Origin of the sequence: Coprococcus sp. HPP0074 (assembly GCF_964238105.1) — a bacterium.
Classification (GTDB): domain Bacteria; phylum Bacillota; class Clostridia; order Lachnospirales; family Lachnospiraceae; genus Faecalimonas; species Faecalimonas umbilicata.
On the sequence record NZ_CAXSKS010000001.1, the window covers coordinates 491,787 to 509,305 of the forward strand.

At 38.1% G+C, this 17,519-nt stretch carries 19 protein-coding genes and 1 pseudogene; all 20 read right to left on the reverse strand.

Going from position 1 to position 17,519, the window contains the following annotated elements:
• Nucleotides 1-4: 4 nt before the first annotated feature.
• Nucleotides 5-865 (reverse strand): hypothetical protein, encoded by an 861-nt coding sequence (locus ACESPO_RS02330; protein ID WP_499788405.1) that lies wholly within the window; start codon nucleotides 863-865, stop codon nucleotides 5-7.
• Nucleotides 849-2,777, reverse strand: coding sequence for a hypothetical protein (locus ACESPO_RS02335; protein WP_499788406.1), 1,929 nt, complete (start codon nucleotides 2,775-2,777; stop codon nucleotides 849-851). Before ACESPO_RS02335 ends, ACESPO_RS02330 begins: the two co-directional genes overlap by 17 nt.
• A gap of 78 nt (nucleotides 2,778-2,855) precedes the next feature.
• Nucleotides 2,856-4,241, reverse strand: coding sequence for a DNA (cytosine-5-)-methyltransferase (gene dcm, locus ACESPO_RS02340; protein ID WP_270666274.1), 1,386 nt, complete (start codon nucleotides 4,239-4,241; stop codon nucleotides 2,856-2,858).
• Nucleotides 4,242-4,302: 61 nt separating this feature from the next.
• On the reverse strand, nucleotides 4,303-5,733 hold the full coding sequence (locus ACESPO_RS02345; RefSeq protein WP_499788407.1) for a Sau3AI family type II restriction endonuclease: 1,431 nt from the start codon (nucleotides 5,731-5,733) through the stop codon (nucleotides 4,303-4,305).
• On the reverse strand, nucleotides 5,717-6,214 hold the full coding sequence (locus ACESPO_RS02350; RefSeq protein WP_499788408.1) for a very short patch repair endonuclease: 498 nt from the start codon (nucleotides 6,212-6,214) through the stop codon (nucleotides 5,717-5,719). The genes ACESPO_RS02345 and ACESPO_RS02350 overlap by 17 nt, the downstream gene beginning before the upstream one ends.
• Before the next feature lie 5 nt (nucleotides 6,215-6,219).
• Nucleotides 6,220-7,485, reverse strand: coding sequence for a restriction endonuclease (locus tag ACESPO_RS02355; protein ID WP_499788409.1), 1,266 nt, complete (start codon nucleotides 7,483-7,485; stop codon nucleotides 6,220-6,222).
• A 5-nt stretch (nucleotides 7,486-7,490) separates the two neighbouring features.
• Complete coding sequence (locus ACESPO_RS02360; protein WP_270666269.1) at nucleotides 7,491-7,700, reverse strand: helix-turn-helix domain-containing protein; 210 nt, start codon at nucleotides 7,698-7,700, stop codon at nucleotides 7,491-7,493.
• Nucleotides 7,701-8,133: 433 nt separating this feature from the next.
• Nucleotides 8,134-8,538: a hypothetical protein gene (locus tag ACESPO_RS02365; protein WP_499788410.1), complete on the reverse strand. Its 405-nt coding sequence runs from the start codon at nucleotides 8,536-8,538 to the stop codon at nucleotides 8,134-8,136.
• A gap of 27 nt (nucleotides 8,539-8,565) precedes the next feature.
• On the reverse strand, nucleotides 8,566-9,081 hold the full coding sequence (locus ACESPO_RS02370) for a hypothetical protein (RefSeq protein WP_499788411.1): 516 nt from the start codon (nucleotides 9,079-9,081) through the stop codon (nucleotides 8,566-8,568).
• Nucleotides 9,082-9,122: 41 nt separating this feature from the next.
• Complete coding sequence (locus ACESPO_RS02375; protein WP_499788433.1) at nucleotides 9,123-9,506, reverse strand: MobA/MobL family protein; 384 nt, start codon at nucleotides 9,504-9,506, stop codon at nucleotides 9,123-9,125.
• 36 nt (nucleotides 9,507-9,542) lie between these two features.
• Complete coding sequence (locus ACESPO_RS02380) at nucleotides 9,543-9,701, reverse strand: hypothetical protein (RefSeq protein ID WP_499788412.1); 159 nt, start codon at nucleotides 9,699-9,701, stop codon at nucleotides 9,543-9,545.
• A gap of 295 nt (nucleotides 9,702-9,996) precedes the next feature.
• Nucleotides 9,997-11,339: pseudogene (locus ACESPO_RS02385) on the reverse strand (virulence-associated E family protein).
• Nucleotides 11,257-11,934, reverse strand: coding sequence for a CHC2 zinc finger domain-containing protein (locus ACESPO_RS02390; RefSeq protein ID WP_499788413.1), 678 nt, complete (start codon nucleotides 11,932-11,934; stop codon nucleotides 11,257-11,259). Before ACESPO_RS02390 ends, ACESPO_RS02385 begins: the two are co-directional and overlap by 83 nt.
• A 63-nt stretch (nucleotides 11,935-11,997) precedes the next feature.
• Nucleotides 11,998-12,126 (reverse strand): hypothetical protein, encoded by a 129-nt coding sequence (locus tag ACESPO_RS02395; RefSeq protein ID WP_499788414.1) that lies wholly within the window; start codon nucleotides 12,124-12,126, stop codon nucleotides 11,998-12,000.
• Nucleotides 12,127-12,143: 17 nt separating this feature from the next.
• On the reverse strand, nucleotides 12,144-13,490 hold the full coding sequence (locus tag ACESPO_RS02400; protein ID WP_499788415.1) for a recombinase family protein: 1,347 nt from the start codon (nucleotides 13,488-13,490) through the stop codon (nucleotides 12,144-12,146).
• A gap of 1 nt (nucleotide 13,491) precedes the next feature.
• Nucleotides 13,492-14,409 (reverse strand): recombinase family protein, encoded by a 918-nt coding sequence (locus tag ACESPO_RS02405; RefSeq protein WP_499788416.1) that lies wholly within the window; start codon nucleotides 14,407-14,409, stop codon nucleotides 13,492-13,494.
• 9 nt (nucleotides 14,410-14,418) lie between these two features.
• Complete coding sequence (locus ACESPO_RS02410; RefSeq protein ID WP_499788417.1) at nucleotides 14,419-15,027, reverse strand: recombinase family protein; 609 nt, start codon at nucleotides 15,025-15,027, stop codon at nucleotides 14,419-14,421.
• On the reverse strand, nucleotides 15,015-16,157 hold the full coding sequence (locus tag ACESPO_RS02415; protein ID WP_499788434.1) for a recombinase family protein: 1,143 nt from the start codon (nucleotides 16,155-16,157) through the stop codon (nucleotides 15,015-15,017). The genes ACESPO_RS02410 and ACESPO_RS02415 overlap by 13 nt, the downstream gene beginning before the upstream one ends.
• On the reverse strand, nucleotides 16,136-16,804 hold the full coding sequence (locus tag ACESPO_RS02420; RefSeq protein WP_499788418.1) for a recombinase family protein: 669 nt from the start codon (nucleotides 16,802-16,804) through the stop codon (nucleotides 16,136-16,138). Before ACESPO_RS02420 ends, ACESPO_RS02415 begins: the two co-directional genes overlap by 22 nt.
• 11 nt (nucleotides 16,805-16,815) lie before the next feature.
• Entirely contained in the window at nucleotides 16,816-17,094 is a 279-nt protein-coding gene (locus ACESPO_RS02425) for a hypothetical protein (protein ID WP_499788419.1), read from the reverse strand.
• Nucleotides 17,095-17,519: the final 425 nt, after the last annotated feature.

Genomic DNA, 17,519 nt, shown 5'->3' on the forward strand with positions numbered 1-17,519 from the left:
TTTTTTACACCCTTTCGCTCCAACTTTCAAGTTCTTTAAAGCTTTTTGCAATAGGATCCGCAAATATTGATTGACATACAGATAGCAAACTATCATTTTCAATGCTCAAGTCTGCAATATCAAATCCATTACTATTCAAAAGAGACTCAATAACTTGGTACCAGTGCATTGTTGTTATAGTCTCATCATCTTTTCCTATGCACATTCTTTGTATTACAACAACAAGCGCTGGAAGTAACACTAAACTAAAAGACGTATTTTTAAATGAGTTCTTTCCCAACTTAGCATATAGTTCGTATATTTCAGTTGAAAGTCCCACGATAATATATTCATCATTATCAGTGTTGACGCTGAGAGCTCCTTTATGTTTATCTTCAAGACGTACTATTCTAATGATAGATGGCAATGTATCCAAATCTCTATCATCTTTCTTTATCTCGTAATCTTTTGCTGTTCCAATAGCAATAATTTGATGTGGTTCTAAATCAAATTTTTGCCCTTGATAATCCGGATGGAAATTCTTTGATTCAAATCCAATAACTTTTTCTTTCAAAATCACAAAAGTACGTATTTCAATTGTTTTAGACACTAACGTGGCGTCTATTTTAAAATCGATTTCATCTTCCTCAGACACGAAAATCTCTCGATAACAAGTAGACGGACATTCAACATGTACGCTGTACACCGCTTTATTCTCTTTGATTAATTTTTTTATATCGTCGTTTTCTAAGACAAATGATAATTTCCCATAAACTTCTGTAAATTGAGTATTTACATCATATTTTACCTTAAAAGAGGAGTTGATATAATCATCACCGAAATCATTTAAAATCGGATATGGTGAAAGCCTATTTTTTATACGCATAATAATCCACCTCCATCATGCAATATGAATCAAAATCCACCTTAATTTCGATGCATATACTTTCCCCTTTTTTCATATTATTTAAATAAATTGTATTGCTTTCTACTTTTTCAATTTCTGTTTCCTCATGAGCAGCTACAATCTCTGCTGTTTTAATAGGTAATTCAAAATCGCTTTGTTCTCCTGCTACACTAAACACAAGTTTAGCCTTAGAAGCTTTTACCGGCGAAAAGAAGCTTAATCTGTACTTACCCTCTTTTCTTTCTGTAGAAATCAATCGTTTTTTCACTGATATTTCCTTATAAGTAGCTTGTTTTCCTTTTTCATCAGTTTTTCGATTTTCACCATCTTCCTCTCCAGGGAATGGTCCTGGCTTTGGGCCTGGGTGTGGTCCTGTCCCAGGAGGTGGACCCTCTCCATCGCCTGGTCCGCTTCCACCTTTTTCATCACCATCAGCTTCTATCTCAGAAATTTTTAGTGCTTTAGTCTTCTTCTTTGTTGGTTCTACCGATTTTCCAAACAATCTTTTTATACGCGATGTTAAATCATTTTTCACCAGTTTCGGTTCATCATTATCTTCAATCTTATCTGGAAGGAAATCATTTGCCCCGATAGCATCCATTGTATCAGTATCAATTTTACCAAAACATTCATGAACACAATCTTTGATATATTTTCTAAATCCTTTTAAAACCTTTTCATAGTAAGATTTATTATCACGACATCTACCTGGTTCCCATGCATCATGTGATGGCACTTCCATAACCTTAAATGTTTTATTCATATTGTCTCCATCCATGATTAAAACACCTGTAAATTCAATGCTACCACTTATTCTATTTTGCTCCAAAATACGCATTCCGGCTTTTCGAGTAATTAATACCTTTCTATTTAATTTCTCGTCCTCTTTTAAATACAATATGCACTCTCCATCCTTAAATCCAAATTCTTTCCCATAAACATTAGAATCTAAAGATATTTTTTTGATTTTGGGATTGGAAGAAGTCAAAAGATTATAGTATTCTATCAATGCCTTGATATCCTCATTTTGGTAAGGATTTAATCTTGAAATATATTCAGGCAGTGTATGTTTTGATAATCTTTTTCCTTGAATATCCACAACTAATTTCCCTTTTACTAATGAAACCAGAAAATCTAATAACACGGCTTCAATAAACTCTTTTTCATGATTCTGGCTTTGAAACATTCCTAAAATATAGATATCTGTACCTGTTTCTGTTCGTTTGTATGTATCTGAAAAACTGATCAATTCAGGAATGGCCACAAACCTATCATCCTCTGAATAATACCCCACTCCTGTAGTCCATCCAAGATCCGAATCATTAAAGGAGACTAATCTTGCCACACCAAAGTTTGAAGCTAATCCTTGTATATCTAATGATGAATAAAAAACAGTTCTCAAATCAGAACAAGCAAAAGTTGCAGACTTTCCAATTCCAAAACTTCCTCCTGAACTTTGCCCTTTGTTAGAAGAACCATTTTCTTTAACTAATCTACTCCAATTGGATCCTTTTTCACATGTGTCACTGCCTTCCAACCCCTTAGTATTATAATCGCTAATTCTTAATACATTAACATACTCTTGATTTAGAGTTTCATCCGCTTTACTAAAAAATCGAAAGGCATCCGGCTCATCTGCATTACTTTCATAACACTTTTTAATTGCACTTTGTAATGTATTTACATCCGGAATATCTTCTCGTTTTATACGTATCATTTCAAATTCAACACGTACAGGTTCATCATTATCCTCTCGTACTGCGTCTAAAGAGTTTTGTATGATTTCTCTTACCAAAGACCTATTCATATCAGCAGTAAAAGTTTCTATACCGGCATCATTAATACCCGAAATCATCGAATTTTGATTTGATACAAATCTCCATTGTTTCATTTCACTATCCTTATCCCTCTGTTATCTTTGCTTTATAACCGAACAGTTTTTCATACGCATTATACATTTTTACAATATTTACTCTGCATCAAAAATTACCGAAAGCTGTTCTTCCATTTTTTCAACCAAGTTTACAACCAACGCATTTCCCATCATAAACCTTCTCTTGTTCACAGGCATTTCAACTACTTTATCTCCCACCTGGCAATATTTTGTATGGTTTGTTGGAAATCCTTGGATACGTTCTGCTTCCATCGGTGTCAATAATCTGATACGACCTGTCTTTTTATCTTTTACGATATGAGTAGATCTACTAAAACTTCCTTCTGATGTAAGCATTGTTCTTGCAGGCTTATCATATGCATCCACCATAGCAACCGCACCTTCGGAAAAAATATACTCATGTCCATTCGCTGCTTTTCTTGGAAGCTTTTTCGCTCCTTTGATATACTGCCATGTCTGACGCTCTTCTTTAGATAAACGTTCCTTACTTTCATCACTATGTGTTACTTCTGGATATGTATAATATAATCTTTCATCTGGAATAAAGTATTTTTCGTCTACTTCACTCTCTTCCATAATATCTCCGAGTGTAATTTGCTTTCCTTCGTAAACAGGCTGTGTTTTTACTGTGTAAATCACACCGTCAATCATTACACCTGTATTTTCGAATCCAAAACTAAAATGTTCAGACAGCTCTCCCAGACCTTCTGGTAATTCCTTAATATGAATTTTATTCTTGTCAACTATCTCAACTGGAAAACTTTTTGCAAAAAATCCTTCCTCCAACAAAACATTTCCCATAGCCTCTCTATTCTCTTCAATATCAGCTGCCATACTATATTGAACTTTTTCTCTAACTCTTTTTGCATAAGTTGTATCATTCTTATATGCAAAAATGAATGTCCTTCTTCGACGCTGCTGATAACCATAGTCTGCTGCATTGATTACTCGCCATTCTACTGTATATCCTTCATCTCTAAAACATGCTAAGATAATTCCAAAATCACGTCCTCTTTGTTTTGCCGGTGATTTTAATAATCTATCTACATTTTCCAACAATACAAATGGTGGTTGTTTTGCTTCTAAAGTTTCACGGATTGACCACCATAATACACCTTTTTTCCCTTCAAGTCCCTTAGATGTTGCCAATGAAGACGCAACGGAATAATCCTGACAAGGAAATCCTCCTACCAATAAATTAAAATCCGGCAATGTAGTTTTATCCACATCCTCTATATTGTAATTTGTTGTATCTTTTCCATTTTTATCTAAACAACTTCCAAAATGATAAACGTAACAATCATGTGCATATTGTGTACTTTTTTCAGCTGGCTCCCATTGACTAAACCATACCGTGTCCCATTTTTCTGGTTTTTTAATATCTTCTAACGTCTTAATTGAATTCAGGCCACAACGAAACCCACCTACTCCTGCAAATAATTCACATACTGTCTTTTTCATCTATTTAACCAATTCCTCTCTCTTTTTCTGTTCTACATTCTATCATATTTTAATCAATTGATCAACCTTTCAATTCGTCATTCAACTGATCGTAAATATAAGTATTATTCAACCAAAAACATTGTTTTGGAAAATTTCTTCCATCTGGAAGTTCATACGTATCTTGTGCGTTGATTGCATGCGGTCTTACGTGACTCACTCTATTTTCGCTTGCCTTTGGAAAATTCGTATGTCTTTTCCCATTGATAATTTGAATGTTTAAACCATCTAATAGCACTTGTTTTGTCTTTTCCCATACAGATTTCACATCATTTTCCAAGTCTTCATATGGAATATTCCAGAATTGACATCCTTGAAGTCTTAAAACATCGTTTCTATCATATTTATACACGACAAATAAAAATCTTGTCTCTCTCAAATAATTTCCAAAGGTGCTGTCTTCCCAATTCTCTTGAATCAATTTTTTAAACTTGAATGCTGGGAATGACATGCTTTCTTTTATTTTATCGTTCTTTCCAATTCGTATTGTTTTCACGACAATATTTGCTTTTACAAATTCTTCCGCTTGATTTCCTTTAATCCCAAGAATTCGATAAGCAAGCATCGCTTCCAGATTCTTAGGCTTTTTTGTAAAAGTAATATCAAACATATTACACAATTCTTCTACTGTTTTTCCTTTATTAGAAGCTATTTTCAAAACTACATAATCCTCAAAAGACTCCACCACTGGTCCCGAAACAATAGGCTCATATGTATCTTTACCTGGAACAATATAATGATTCAATACATATGTCATATAGGATGTCTTAAATGAAAATGCTCGTGGCTTCGCTGGAGTATCACTAAATGGTTGTGTTCTTCGATTTTCTGATGTTGCACTTTTCGTGGCTGCTCCAAGATACAGTGTATCCCCTTCTGACAACTCATGTGCTTTACCTGCACGCACTTTTGCGGATATAATTTCAAAATCATGCTTAATAATCGCAATATCCTGCTCTGGTGGCGTAAATAGCCTAGAATATCCAATCTTATAATCTAGATTAGATTTAATCTCCTTTTGATACAGATAATATACCAACAAAATCAACTTAGATTTATTCCAGAAATGGCTATCTTCAAATGTCTCTTCCACAAGCTGATGATAATCAATCATCGTGAGAATCAAACGTTCTTTTGCCGATAATGTACCATTTTTATTTATTTTATAAGGTGTAACTTTCAATTCTACACCCGCTTCATGAAAATCAGGTCTTGCATCACTATTACATTCATAGTGGAAAAACTTTTCTTCTACAATCTGACCTAAATTTCCTTTATTTCTCTTTTTCTCCTTTACACTTGTTGATCCATAATGACCAGTTTCTCGCACGAGTGTTGGTTGATTTTGTTCATCTTCCTCCCAAATCTCACGAAAACTTTTTCCTACCATCTTTTGAGAATACTCTTGTATGGACAATGGATCTGCTTTATCATATTCAGTCAAATAATTCATTTGTATCTTCCCATTCTTCATCTTCAATTTTTTGATTAAATATCTCTTCTTCAATTACGCGAATACACTCCTCTGTATTCTTCATAATATCCTTTCCCCAGAAATGGATTACCGTCCATCCGAAAAATAATAGGGACTGATCTTTTTCAATGTCTCTCTGCATATTTCTTTCTATCTTTTTGATCCAATAATCAGGATTATTTCCCTTTTCAAGTCTTGGACGTAATACTTCCCAATCCTTACCATGAAAAAATTCACTATCACAAAAGATAGCTATTTTATATTTTGTCAGAGCAATATCTGGACTTCCTGGCAATTCCTTGTAGTTTTTACGATATCGAAGTCCCTTATGCCATAGCGCTTTTCGAAGTTTAATTTCAATAGATGTATCTTTTCCACGAATTCTGCTCATATTTCTATGACGTTGTTCAGATACCTTTCCTTGAAAACGAGGTTCTTTTGGAACATCTTTTTTTGGCAATACAATCAACTCCTAGTTATTGCTTGTGTCTCCTGCATCTTATTGTAGTATGCTGCTAAACGTTTCTTTGTTGAGTCACTATCTACCGAAGCTAGCCACTCTTCAACATTTGTCGAATTAATAGCATTATTTCTTAAGATACCTGCTATATCCGAAGCTGTAACAATTAGAATAGGATGTCCGTCATCCACCACTTCAGAATATGCCTGATTATCCACATAACCAGTTGTTACCATAATACCAAATTGTCGATATCTAATTCTAGAAATCAAACGCGACATTTCACGAACTCCTACACCTTTTTTCATGCCATAACATTTAGCTTCTAATGCGCAATCAATAACCAACGGATAATTGACTTTACCACCAGAATGTATTGCATAGCGTCCAATCGCATCTCTGCCGCCATCTCTCCAAGGTCTTGTTAATGTAAAATCAATAAAGTTAGAATCCATCTTGCTTACAATATTTGTAGCACATTCTTCAAATCCTTGTGGAAATTCTTCATAATGTCTTCGAATAATATCTAAACAAATTCTTCCTTCTTCATCACTATTACCTAACTGATCATATTTACTTGGAATCTTAAATATACGAGGGGCCCTCAGCGCTTCTATCCCATTACGTCCCTCTTTGACAAACTTTTTCCATGCATCAGGAGCATACCGCATACTATTTTTATGATCATATATCAGTGCCCTTATCCATTCTTTTGAAATAGGTGTACTACCTGTATTCAGTATAGTAAAATACGCCTCATAATTCTGAAATCGTTTTTCTTTTACTGTTCTCCAAAATGCAACTAAATCCTTGTCTGGAGAAATTTTAGGATTCCCCGGTGCTGCTAATCCAAGAAATTGAATATCTCTCCCATTTCCTGTTTTTTTAAAGACAAAAAACGGTGGAATATCATCCAAATGAACACCTTGATTCAACAACTCAAATGTTTTTTCTAATATCAAATTCCCCTTCTTCTTTGTGTCAGTCAACGCTCGGCCGGGTTCCCTATTGTCACCATAATATCTAAATATTCCTGTCTCCTCTTCAAGAAAATCTGGCCATTCTAATTCTTCCATAGATGTATAAAGAATAACATATGCATATTTGCCTGAACCATCTTCACGTAATTTCTTTCTAAAGCCTCCAGAATTTTCACATCCTGGTATTAGTTTATGAAAAGGCTCTGCTGACATATTTGGAGCAGTTCCTCCTTTATAAACACAGTCAACAATCAAATCAGCCTGTTCTAAATTTTCAAAACTTACTTCCATACCTTTTATTCCTCATCAGGGATAATTTCAACAATATCATCCAACGTACAATCCATAGCATTGCAAATCTTAGCCAGCACCTCAATTGTAACATTTTCATTATTTCCTAATTTTGCCATTGTGCTGTTTCCAATAGATGCCATTTCCTTTAATTCCTTTTTCTTAATGTCTTTATCAATCATTAATTTGAATAGTTTTTTATACGATACACTCATAATTCTTCCTTTTACCAGTTTTAAAAAACATAAAGATACTGTTTTAAATTATACCATATATTCAACTATCTGTGGGAATAAAGTTTGTGGATTGGGTCATTTTTTTCAAACATATTTTCTTTTCCATCACCTTCTCTCATCCCACCACTTCTTCAACTTAGGATGCTCTTCCAAATACTGTTCCGTCACTGCCTCATCTATACCAAATCCATCTGGTGCCTGAATCATCAGCCATCAATAATTCTGAATTCACCATCTTCATCATCTTCAACATCGATATCAAAGCAGATCAACTGCTCCATTGATAACATTTCTCTATCATTCATAATTAAAATTTCTCCCCATAAAAGAGAAAAGTCCATGTTACCATCTCGCACAGACTCTTCCCATTCTGCCCCAGCCGATACTGACTAGGACCTCTATTCTATTTCCACTACAAGCAATCTCGATCCCTCGATTTTTTTCTTTTCGATTTCTGAGACTGCTGCTCCAGTTCCATTTTCTTCTCAGCCAATCGCTCTTTAATCCCATGCTTTTCTGCGGACGGTTGCTCGTGCATTGGCTCTCGCTTCGCATTTGCTGGGATATTCATATATACTGCTTCGGGCTTTGGATCTGGTCTGTTCCATTCTTCCTGAAGCTGTTCCTTCGCCACAAGATCCGCTTTTGCTTGCTTCAATGCTTTCTTAAATACTGCTACCGTTACAAATCCATTCATCATCGGAATCGTATCTAATCGTGCTTTTTCTTTTTCTAATCGCATAAGGTTGGAAGCAATTTTTTCTTCCAGTTCTCTTCGCTCTTTCCGATGGAAGAAGCCTTTCGGAACCTTCTTCAATTTCTGTTGCAGTCTCTCTGTGTCTTTCTAGATTGCGTAGACCTTTCGATTACCAGCTTTTAGTTTTTCATCGATTGCAGACAAACGTCTCACCTCTAGCTGCTCCAGTTCCGATGATGGATATGGGCCTTTCCCTCTCGGTGGCAAAGCTGCTGGTGTCATGTCCAAAACGACATCTTCGTAAATGAGCGGATTTCCATTTTCATCCTTCTCTACATTTTCATAAAGAAGTACAAAATCGATAAAGGACCGAAGTTTTCCAATCGCTTTCTGCAACAACTGGGTGAATAATCCTGGCTGATACCCATGCTCTTTCACAGATTCGGCCACCTCATTGTCAATATGGTCTTTCTTGATTACAATGAGTTCTTCCTCCTGCACACCTTCAATCAGTCCACGATCCACCATACGATTCCATTCTTGCCGTAGGTAATTATCTGTCTGAATCTCTTTTGCCTTTGGATTGTTCTTTCCGATTTTCTTTGTAGCAAAATACGGACTATTTTCCTGATATACGGCAAGTTTTTCATTTTCATTTTTCACGAGACTGTTACAGACTTCGGTAAATAATTCCTTTGCTTCCTTCAGAAATGCTTTTGATTTGAAGTGTGGATTTTTGGTGCAAAGAAATTTGTTTCATACACGTCCCCTTTTTTGATCACTTTACAACCAGATTGTATCGTTCCATCTGCATCTAAAATTTCTTTTTTTGTTCGTACATGCTTCCCATTTTCGTCATAAAACATATTTCGCTTCGCAATCTTTCGTTCTGGTTCTTCAAGTGCCTTCCGTTCTGAAAAGATTAAATGGATATGAAGATTAGTCTTCGCTTTATTATGATGCAATGCAGACTGACAGGCTACGTCATATTTTTCTGCAAAGACACCAGTGAAATACTTTAGAAGTGTCTCATAATCATATTCAATCAAACTTGGTGGAAGCATAATAATCAGTTCTCGTGCCTCGATGCATTCTCCCGCTGTACCGCTATCACGAAAATCCCGCTAATTTTCCTTTGACAGATAGTACCAACTTTTTCTCGGAACATTGGGACATGTGGCATACAGATTTTCCTGACGTTTCGGATCTGTAATATAGTTCACACGTCCACGTACATTGTTTAGCTTCGTCATGCGAACAAAGCTGTGTTTTCCATTGCTCATTTGTTATCCTTTCCGGCAATGAACACGTCAGAAAATAGGACTACATGCCGCAGGCATCCAGCTCGATGCAATCGCGAAATACCCATTGAACAAACTACGGCTTGTGCAATGGGTCTATTTCGCTCTCATACGCCGAGGGCTTATTTTATCCTATTTTTGTCGTATCCGCCATCTGCATATGCCCGTTTCTTCGTTCTAATTTTGTCTGAATATTTTTTTATTTCTTTGTTCACACAAATGGGTGTAAACGAAAAACTGTAAACAGCATGAAAAAACTTTTTCCAAGCTCCTTTGACTAATCAAAAGAGATTTCCATCTGTTCTGTCACCTGCATGAATTCATCCGGATCTTTCTTTGGCTTTTCGCGTCTCCACGCTCTCTGACTTCCAATTCCATCGCCAAATCGATGATTGCTTCCGTGCTTCACCCATCCAACAATGTCATTGTCCATAATCTCCGTATATTCCTTTGACTGCCATCTCTTCGGAATACCAACTCTATTAAATACCTTCTGATGGATAATCGCTGTGCACATATAATCATCTTCATAGTCATCTAAAAACTGCTGGATCATGCCAACCTGCGTGTCCTCTGGCATAAGCTCTGTCTGAAGTGTTTTCTCATAAGCTTCCATTTCATCTGAAAATGTAAGTAGATAATCTCCCTTGCGATAGAGTTCCATCGCTTCCGCCCACATTTGTTCCATGTAATGTCTAGATGCTTTCTCATCGTCATAAATTCGAACCTCAGCCAATTCGGGATTTGTCTTGACTGGAGCAAATCGACGATTGCCTGTTCGGTCATAAGGCAGAAATGTCATATCGTTGGATGTTCCACAAAACACGCACTGCCGTTCTCGATTCTCTGCACGCTTTTCGTATAGAATACGGTATACATCCTTCTGTCTTGCGATAAAGGATTTGGTCCCTTCAATGCTTTTTCCATTTGTCACTGCATACATCTCTGCAAGCTCAATGATCCAATGTCCTTGCAAATATTCAAAAACCTTCTTGTCTTCTAACGATTTAATATCATCCGTAAACCATTCGTCTTTGACTGCCAGATATCGAAAAAAGTGGATTTTCCAATTCCCTGTCCACCAACAAGACAAAGCATAATGTCGTACTTGCATCCTGGATCATAGACACGATGGATTGCTGCAAGCATATGCATTTTCATCACCGAAGCAGCATAATCATTTTGCTCTGCACCTAGAAAATGATGCAATGCATTTGCAATTTGTTCTTCTCCATCCCATTCAAGACCTTCCAGATACTCTCTAATCGGATGAAAGCTGTTATCATTGGCCACAATGTCTACTACCTTGCCAAGCTGTTTGTCGCTGAATCCATAATTTTTTTCAATATACAAAGCCAAGTTATTCATATCTGTATCGGTCAGATGAATACCTCGTCGTTTCCACGGAACCGGACCAAGAATATCTGTCTGCCCTGTCATTTCATTTCTTTGTATTACACCTCGAAGATGGGGATCGTGATTCAGCACATATTCAATTTCTACCATCGAGCTTGAAGTGTAGTCCACCTCCTCCAGTTCACGCTGAACATCCTCCACTGTCGTCATTTCCTCCTGCACAATACTCTCTAATCTCAGCAAGTACTCCTCGCTGATATTCATCAATTCTTTCGCCATACTGTTTTACCTCTTCTCGTTTCCATTCAAATAGTTCCAAAATGTCTTCGCCACTACCAAACTGCAATGTGTCTAAGTAGCGGTTGATTAGAACCTCTTTTTCCAGAGCTTCTTGAAAAAGGGGATTCCACATCTCATCCGCAGTCTGAGGCTTGTAAAATTCTTTCCAAAACTCAATCCACTTTAAGTACCTGATCAGAATATCGGTTGCTTCAACTACCCACTGCTGGATTTTCTGTTTTACGTAAGCAGCTCTCTCCTGCTTGGTCTTCACCGTCTTCTTTTTCTTTGGTTGTGATTGTCGCTTCTGAGGCTTAATCTCAATCCCTAACGAAAAATCCCGATTGATTTTTTGTGCTGCATCATACTGTGACAATCCAAACATCTTTGCCACAAAATCAATGGCATCTTCCGATGCACCACAAACAAAACAATGGTAAAATGCATCTACCTTCATACTTGGATGCTTGTCATTATGAAATGGACAACATGCCATTCCATTCGGCTTCACCTTCACCCCATAATGCTCTGCCACTGTTCGTGCATCTATTTTTTCTTTGACTGCATGAAATAAATTCAAACGCATCACCTCCTAACAGAACGCAAAAAGGAGCGGACCTTTCTATCGGCCTGCTCCTCTGCGCTAACTCTTTGTAAAGTTCCAAACCACATCCATCGTGTGGTCCTTATCTGCAAGTATTTTTGATTCTTGCTCCACCAACTTGGAATCGACGATTCCTCTTTCATTCGATCCATCGCTTCCTTCTGGCATGCAATGTTTTTTTGTAACTAATCTAGCATCTGTTCGTACGTACTTCGCTGTTGTAAATACGTTTCTCGTTCTCTGATGCCTGCTCGGTAGGACTCATATGCCTGAAATAAATCTGCATCAATCTTTTCATAAGACTGCTGCATTTCCAAAAGATGCTTCTTCGCAATTACAATTTTTTTCGATTTCTTTTCTTCTTCCTCTGCAAGAATCCCGCCCATTTCCATCTGTGCATTGATTTTCTCTCGAATAAGAACCAAAAGGATTTCCTCCAAATCACGATCTCGTATGGATGTGACACAATTCTCGGAATTCTCTAAGGAAAATCTACAATAACACGAATAGACACCTGCACCTGTATATGTGTGCATCATACAATACCCACAATGTCCACAGTAGACTTTTCCCTTCAACAGATGGGGGTCATTTTTAATTTTGGGACGTTTGTTTTTCTCCAGCTTATTCCAAACCAGTTCATACGTCTCTGCATCAATCACTGCTGGAAATGCATTTGCAATTCGTTTCCATTCTTCCTTCGGATAATATTCCCCACCTTTGGAACCAACTCCTCTTGCATGGGCCTTGTTGATTACTGCTGTTCCGCCATAGATTTCATTTCTCAGAATTCTGGAAACGGTATATGGAAACCAATGATTCCCCTGATTTTCTTTGTGAAAATAGTCTTTCCCATCTCGCTTTCGAATGTAAGCCGCCGGTGCATCGATTCCATCTTGGTTCAAATCCGCACTGATTTTCAAGAGTCCTTTTCCCGAAGCATACTCGGAAAAGATGCGTCGAACAACCTCTGATCCTGTTGGATCAATCTCTAGCATGTGTCTGTCATGTTTGCATTTCTTATATCCATACGGAGCAAATGTATTCATGAATTTTCCCTGTTCCTTGCGCACGGCAATCGCAGATTTCACCTTCTGCGAGAGGTCCTCGCTGTAGAAATCGTATAATAATGCTTTAAAAGCCACATCAATTTCACCGACACCGCCTTCACAAAGACTACTATCATAGCTATCATTGATTTCAATAAAACGAATCCCCATAAATGGAAAAATCTGTTCCGTATACTGTCCAATGACCAAATAATCTCTGGAAAATCTGGACAGATTCTTTACGATAATCACTTTCACCTGTTGCTTGCGCACCAGTTCCAATAGTTGCTGTATTCCAGGTCGGTTCATGTTCTTGCCAGAATACCCATCATCCTTCAGTTCAATCACTTCCATTTTTCGTAGTTTTTTATCCTTCTCAATGTAATCCATAATCAACTCTCGCTGATTAGAAATACTATTGCTTTCATCCTTCACCCATTCATCTTCTTTGGATAAACGAAGATAAATTGCAATTCGTTCCATGCTACTTCCCGTCCTTTCTAATCAGATCCCGCTCTGAAAATCGCCATGTAATCCGCAGTTCATGCCTTGGATATAATTCAATACGAGCAATCAATAGCTGAATCAACTCTCCATCCAATTCTCCTTCGGATGCTCGTTCCAATCCAAGCAGCCACTGCATTTTTTCTCGAATTCCAGCTTCATAAGCCATCTGTTTTTCTCGAAGCTGTTGCAATGCATGGTCCAGTGTCTCACGTTTTTCTTCGTCCACACCTTTTCCACTTAGAAATGCCTCTCTGGAAATCACACCAAGCACGTAATCCTTGTATCTTACAGAAGCACTTGCATCCAGATTTTTCAATTTTCGCTCACTCTTTCGTATTTCCTTCATCCATCTTGCATTTCCGCTCTTCCATTCTGCTTCCACAATCCTTGTAAGGGAATCATCTGACTGATGAAACTGGCGGAACAGCTCACCGATCAACTCTTTCAAGATTTCTTCCAGTGTCTCTTCTGTAATACGGATGCCTTTATGTGTAGCCACTTGCAGATTATAATTTCCCTCGCATGAAAAATAGTATTTTCGCTCTGCTTCTCCTCTCGAAGAAACTATCGATGCATAGTGCAATCGCTCTCCGCAAATCCCACAATACAAGATGCCTTTGAAGCGGTTTTCCTTCACTGGAATAGATTTAGTTCGCTCTGATGAAAAGCTACTCGCCTCAACTTTTCCAGAAAGAATCGTCTGCACTTTATCGAACATTTCTTTTGATATAATCGGCTCGTGTGTATCTTCCACGATGATCCATTCGTCCTTATCTGTAACATGTCTCTCTTCGCCTTTGTAATGCCTTGTCTTTCGTTTTCCCTGCACCGTATTTCCAATGTAAAGTTGATTGTGCAAGATATTGCTGATTGTTCCGATTCTCCACAGCTTCACCTCGTCCTCTCATTCTCGGTAAAGGTGTCCTGTTCGCAAATATTGCCCTGGAATACTCAGTTTCTGTTCCTGTAGCTTCATAGATATTTCTCTGAGTGGCAGTCCATCCAACACCATTTCATAAATGCTTTGAACGACCTTCGCTGCTGGTTCGTCCACAATCAACTGACGAAGCGGATGCTCCTTATCAATCTGGTAGCCATATGGTGCGTTGCTTCCAAGGAATTTCCCACGGATCTGTTCCTGTTTTCTCGTTGTGCTGACTCGCTTTGATACATCTCTTGCATACATATCATTGACAAGATCCTTCAAAGCAATCTCCAATTCCTTATTTCCGTTATGATTTTCTTTCGTATCAAAATGATCATTTACCGAGATAAATCGAACACCCAAAAATGGAAATATCGTTTCAATCAGGTTACTAGTCTCTAGATAATCTCGTCCAAGTCGGGATAAATCCTTCACAATAATACAATTGATTTTGCCACTCCTAACATCTGCCATCATATTTTCAAATGCAGGACGGTGAAAGTCTGTACCTGTATACCCTTTATCTGCATACTCAAAAAGCTCTAAGAATTCAGGTTTTCCGTCTGTAAACTTTCTCATAATTTCCATTTGATTTTCAATCGATTCTGATTTGCGACTGATGAGCTCAACAGACAGTCTTGCATATAGACCTGTTCTCCATGATTCATTGGTGGCTTCGGTCTTCGGAGCCGGTTTTGCCACCGCATTATATCTATTTTTCGTTCTTGCCATGATATCCTCCTCACGATACTGTGTAGTATCTGCTCACATTTTTTCAGTTCATCCGCATAGCGATATACAATCTCCACCGTATTGTCGTCGTACACTACAATTCGATTAATCAGTCTAACTAGCAAACGATGGTTTAACTCCTCCACATGCGGATTTTCCTGAAATTGCTTCAAAATACCATCTTCCACAATTCCATTTTTATAAATCTTCTCCACCAAGGCTTTCTGTTCTTGGATTGCATGTTGTAGTCGAATCTCTCGGTCCGTATACTGATTGCGATATCGGTCAAACTGAGCTCCGCTGATCATCCCTTCCTTCAAATCCTGATACAATGCTGATTTTAATCTCCCGCATTTGGAAAGCTCTTCTTTCAGCTTTTGGATTTCCTGATTCTGCACCAATACGGCATCCTTTGGAATATGCAAATCCTCCAAGCTTCTTGCCAGCTCGTCATAGTGACATAGCTTACAAATCATGCGGTTGATGCTTTCTAATACAATTTCAATCATCTCCGATTCCAAAATGTCATGACTGGTACATCCTGACTTTTTGTTATAGCCTGAGCAAAGAAAATGAAATACAGGTCCACTTTTCAATGTTCTTTTTCTTCGAATCAAGGACTTTCCGCAGTTTCCACAAAATACAAGACCTGCAAACATATTTGGATTCTCTGTATCCGCTATCTTTATGACATCTCTTTCCAACAACGATTGCACAATAGCAAAATCTGCTTCACTGATAATCGGCTCATGAGTCCCTTCCACGATATCCCATTCCTCTCGTGGCTTATGGATCAATTTCTTGACCTTATAACTGACTAGGCTAGATTTGCTCTGCACCATATTTCCAATCAGCATTTCATTCTTCAAAATTCGAATGACCTGCGCTGCACACCACACGAATCTATCCGGTTTTCTTCCCTTTTTGTAGTTGTCACCACAGCTTCGCTTATAATCTGCTGGTATTAATACCCCATACGAGTCAATTCATCTGCAATCGCATTGGCACTTAATCCGTCAATCTTTCTTGCAAAGATTTTTCGAACAACCTCAGCCGCTGGTTCATCAATAATCAGATGATTCACATTTTCCGGATCCTTTTTGTATCCATATGGAGCAAATGGAGCGACATACTCACCTTTTTCTTTCTTCACTGCCAAGCTGGATCTGACTTTCAGCGAAATGTCTCTACTAAAATTGTCATTCGTCAATGCTTTGATCGGCATAATCAGGTGAGTTTCGCTTCCATCTGCTGTCAAGGAATCATAATGATCATTGATTGCAATGAAGCGAACCCCTTTCTCCTTAAATACCTTAGAAATATAATTTCCAGTCTCAATTCTCTCTCGCCCAAAGCGGGATAAATCCTTCACGATAATGCAATCCACGCGGCCATCGTCAATATCGTAAAGCATACGTTTCAGCTCAGGGCGCTTATAATTCGTTCCTGTATATCCATCGTCGATATAAGTATCCACCACCTGCATTTCTGGATGTTGGCTCAAATAACAATCGATAATCATTCTCTGATTGGAAATACTGTTACTTTCTGCCTTTTCTACACCGTCCACATCTCCGTCCCCCTTAGAGAGACGAAGATAGATGGCTAGTTGATAGATTTTCTTTTCTGCCATTTACATTCCTCCTAATATCGTATTGCTACTGTTCGTTCTACATACTGTGTCAGCAAGCTTGTCAGGCTTTCTTCCCCTGCAAATGTTTCCTTCACCTTATACTTTCCGATTCGTCGATACCCTGACTTCTCAGGAAAATCCACCTTTACAATGTTGCTGAATTTTTCTAGTCTTTTCTGTGTCACACTTAAATTCCTTCCAGGTTGACTTTCAATGATCAAAGCACAATTGCCAATTACCATCGTCGATTCCATCACTGCCTGACCTGTATCTATTGATTTTTTCTGCATATCGTTCCTCCTAATGCATTCATACCTATCATTACCACTCCAATTACACCTATCATGTTTATCCAAGATTGACAGGCGGTGTCTTCACTGCCAATCATGTCACAGAACTTCGGCCTCGTTCTATATTTTGACGTATCACTCGATTCCCTGCAACTTTCGCTTACGGTCACGGCAGTTGCCTGCCCACAGATCAGAATCAGAGACTCTTTTCGCTTGCCCTGTTATCTCTGGCATTGGCAGGCTAGGTGTCCCTTCCACTAGAACCTTCCGTTCCGTGTACTCACCATCTCGGCCCGCTTCCCCTGCCAGGTACTGCTCGTACGCTCATTCACTTATTTCCCCGATGGGAACTAAATGATAGCAGAGAAAAAAGCCGTTTCCCGTATATCCAAAACATCGGAAAGATGTCCTATTGATGACACATT

Excerpts from the sequence above, each read along its gene's own strand:
- ACESPO_RS02330 (WP_499788405.1), bottom strand. The coding sequence starts at position 865 with ATGCGTATAAAAAATAGGCTTTCACCATATCCGATTTTAAATGATTTC.
- ACESPO_RS02335 (WP_499788406.1), bottom strand. The coding sequence starts at position 2,777 with ATGAAACAATGGAGATTTGTATCAAATCAAAATTCGATGATTTCGGGT.
- dcm (WP_270666274.1), bottom strand. The coding sequence starts at position 4,241 with ATGAAAAAGACAGTATGTGAATTATTTGCAGGAGTAGGTGGGTTTCGT.
- ACESPO_RS02345 (WP_499788407.1), bottom strand. The coding sequence starts at position 5,733 with ATGAATTATTTGACTGAATATGATAAAGCAGATCCATTGTCCATACAA.
- ACESPO_RS02355 (WP_499788409.1), bottom strand. The coding sequence starts at position 7,485 with ATGGAAGTAAGTTTTGAAAATTTAGAACAGGCTGATTTGATTGTTGAC.
- ACESPO_RS02360 (WP_270666269.1), bottom strand. The coding sequence starts at position 7,700 with ATGAGTGTATCGTATAAAAAACTATTCAAATTAATGATTGATAAAGAC.
- ACESPO_RS02380 (WP_499788412.1), bottom strand. The coding sequence starts at position 9,701 with ATGAGCAATGGAAAACACAGCTTTGTTCGCATGACGAAGCTAAACAAT.
- ACESPO_RS02395 (WP_499788414.1), bottom strand. The coding sequence starts at position 12,126 with ATGCCAGAAGGAAGCGATGGATCGAATGAAAGAGGAATCGTCGATTCC.
- ACESPO_RS02400 (WP_499788415.1), bottom strand. The coding sequence starts at position 13,490 with ATGGAACGAATTGCAATTTATCTTCGTTTATCCAAAGAAGATGAATGG.
- ACESPO_RS02410 (WP_499788417.1), bottom strand. The coding sequence starts at position 15,027 with ATGGAAATTATGAGAAAGTTTACAGACGGAAAACCTGAATTCTTAGAG.
- ACESPO_RS02420 (WP_499788418.1), bottom strand. The coding sequence starts at position 16,804 with ATGGCAGAAAAGAAAATCTATCAACTAGCCATCTATCTTCGTCTCTCT.
- ACESPO_RS02425 (WP_499788419.1), bottom strand. The coding sequence starts at position 17,094 with ATGCAGAAAAAATCAATAGATACAGGTCAGGCAGTGATGGAATCGACG.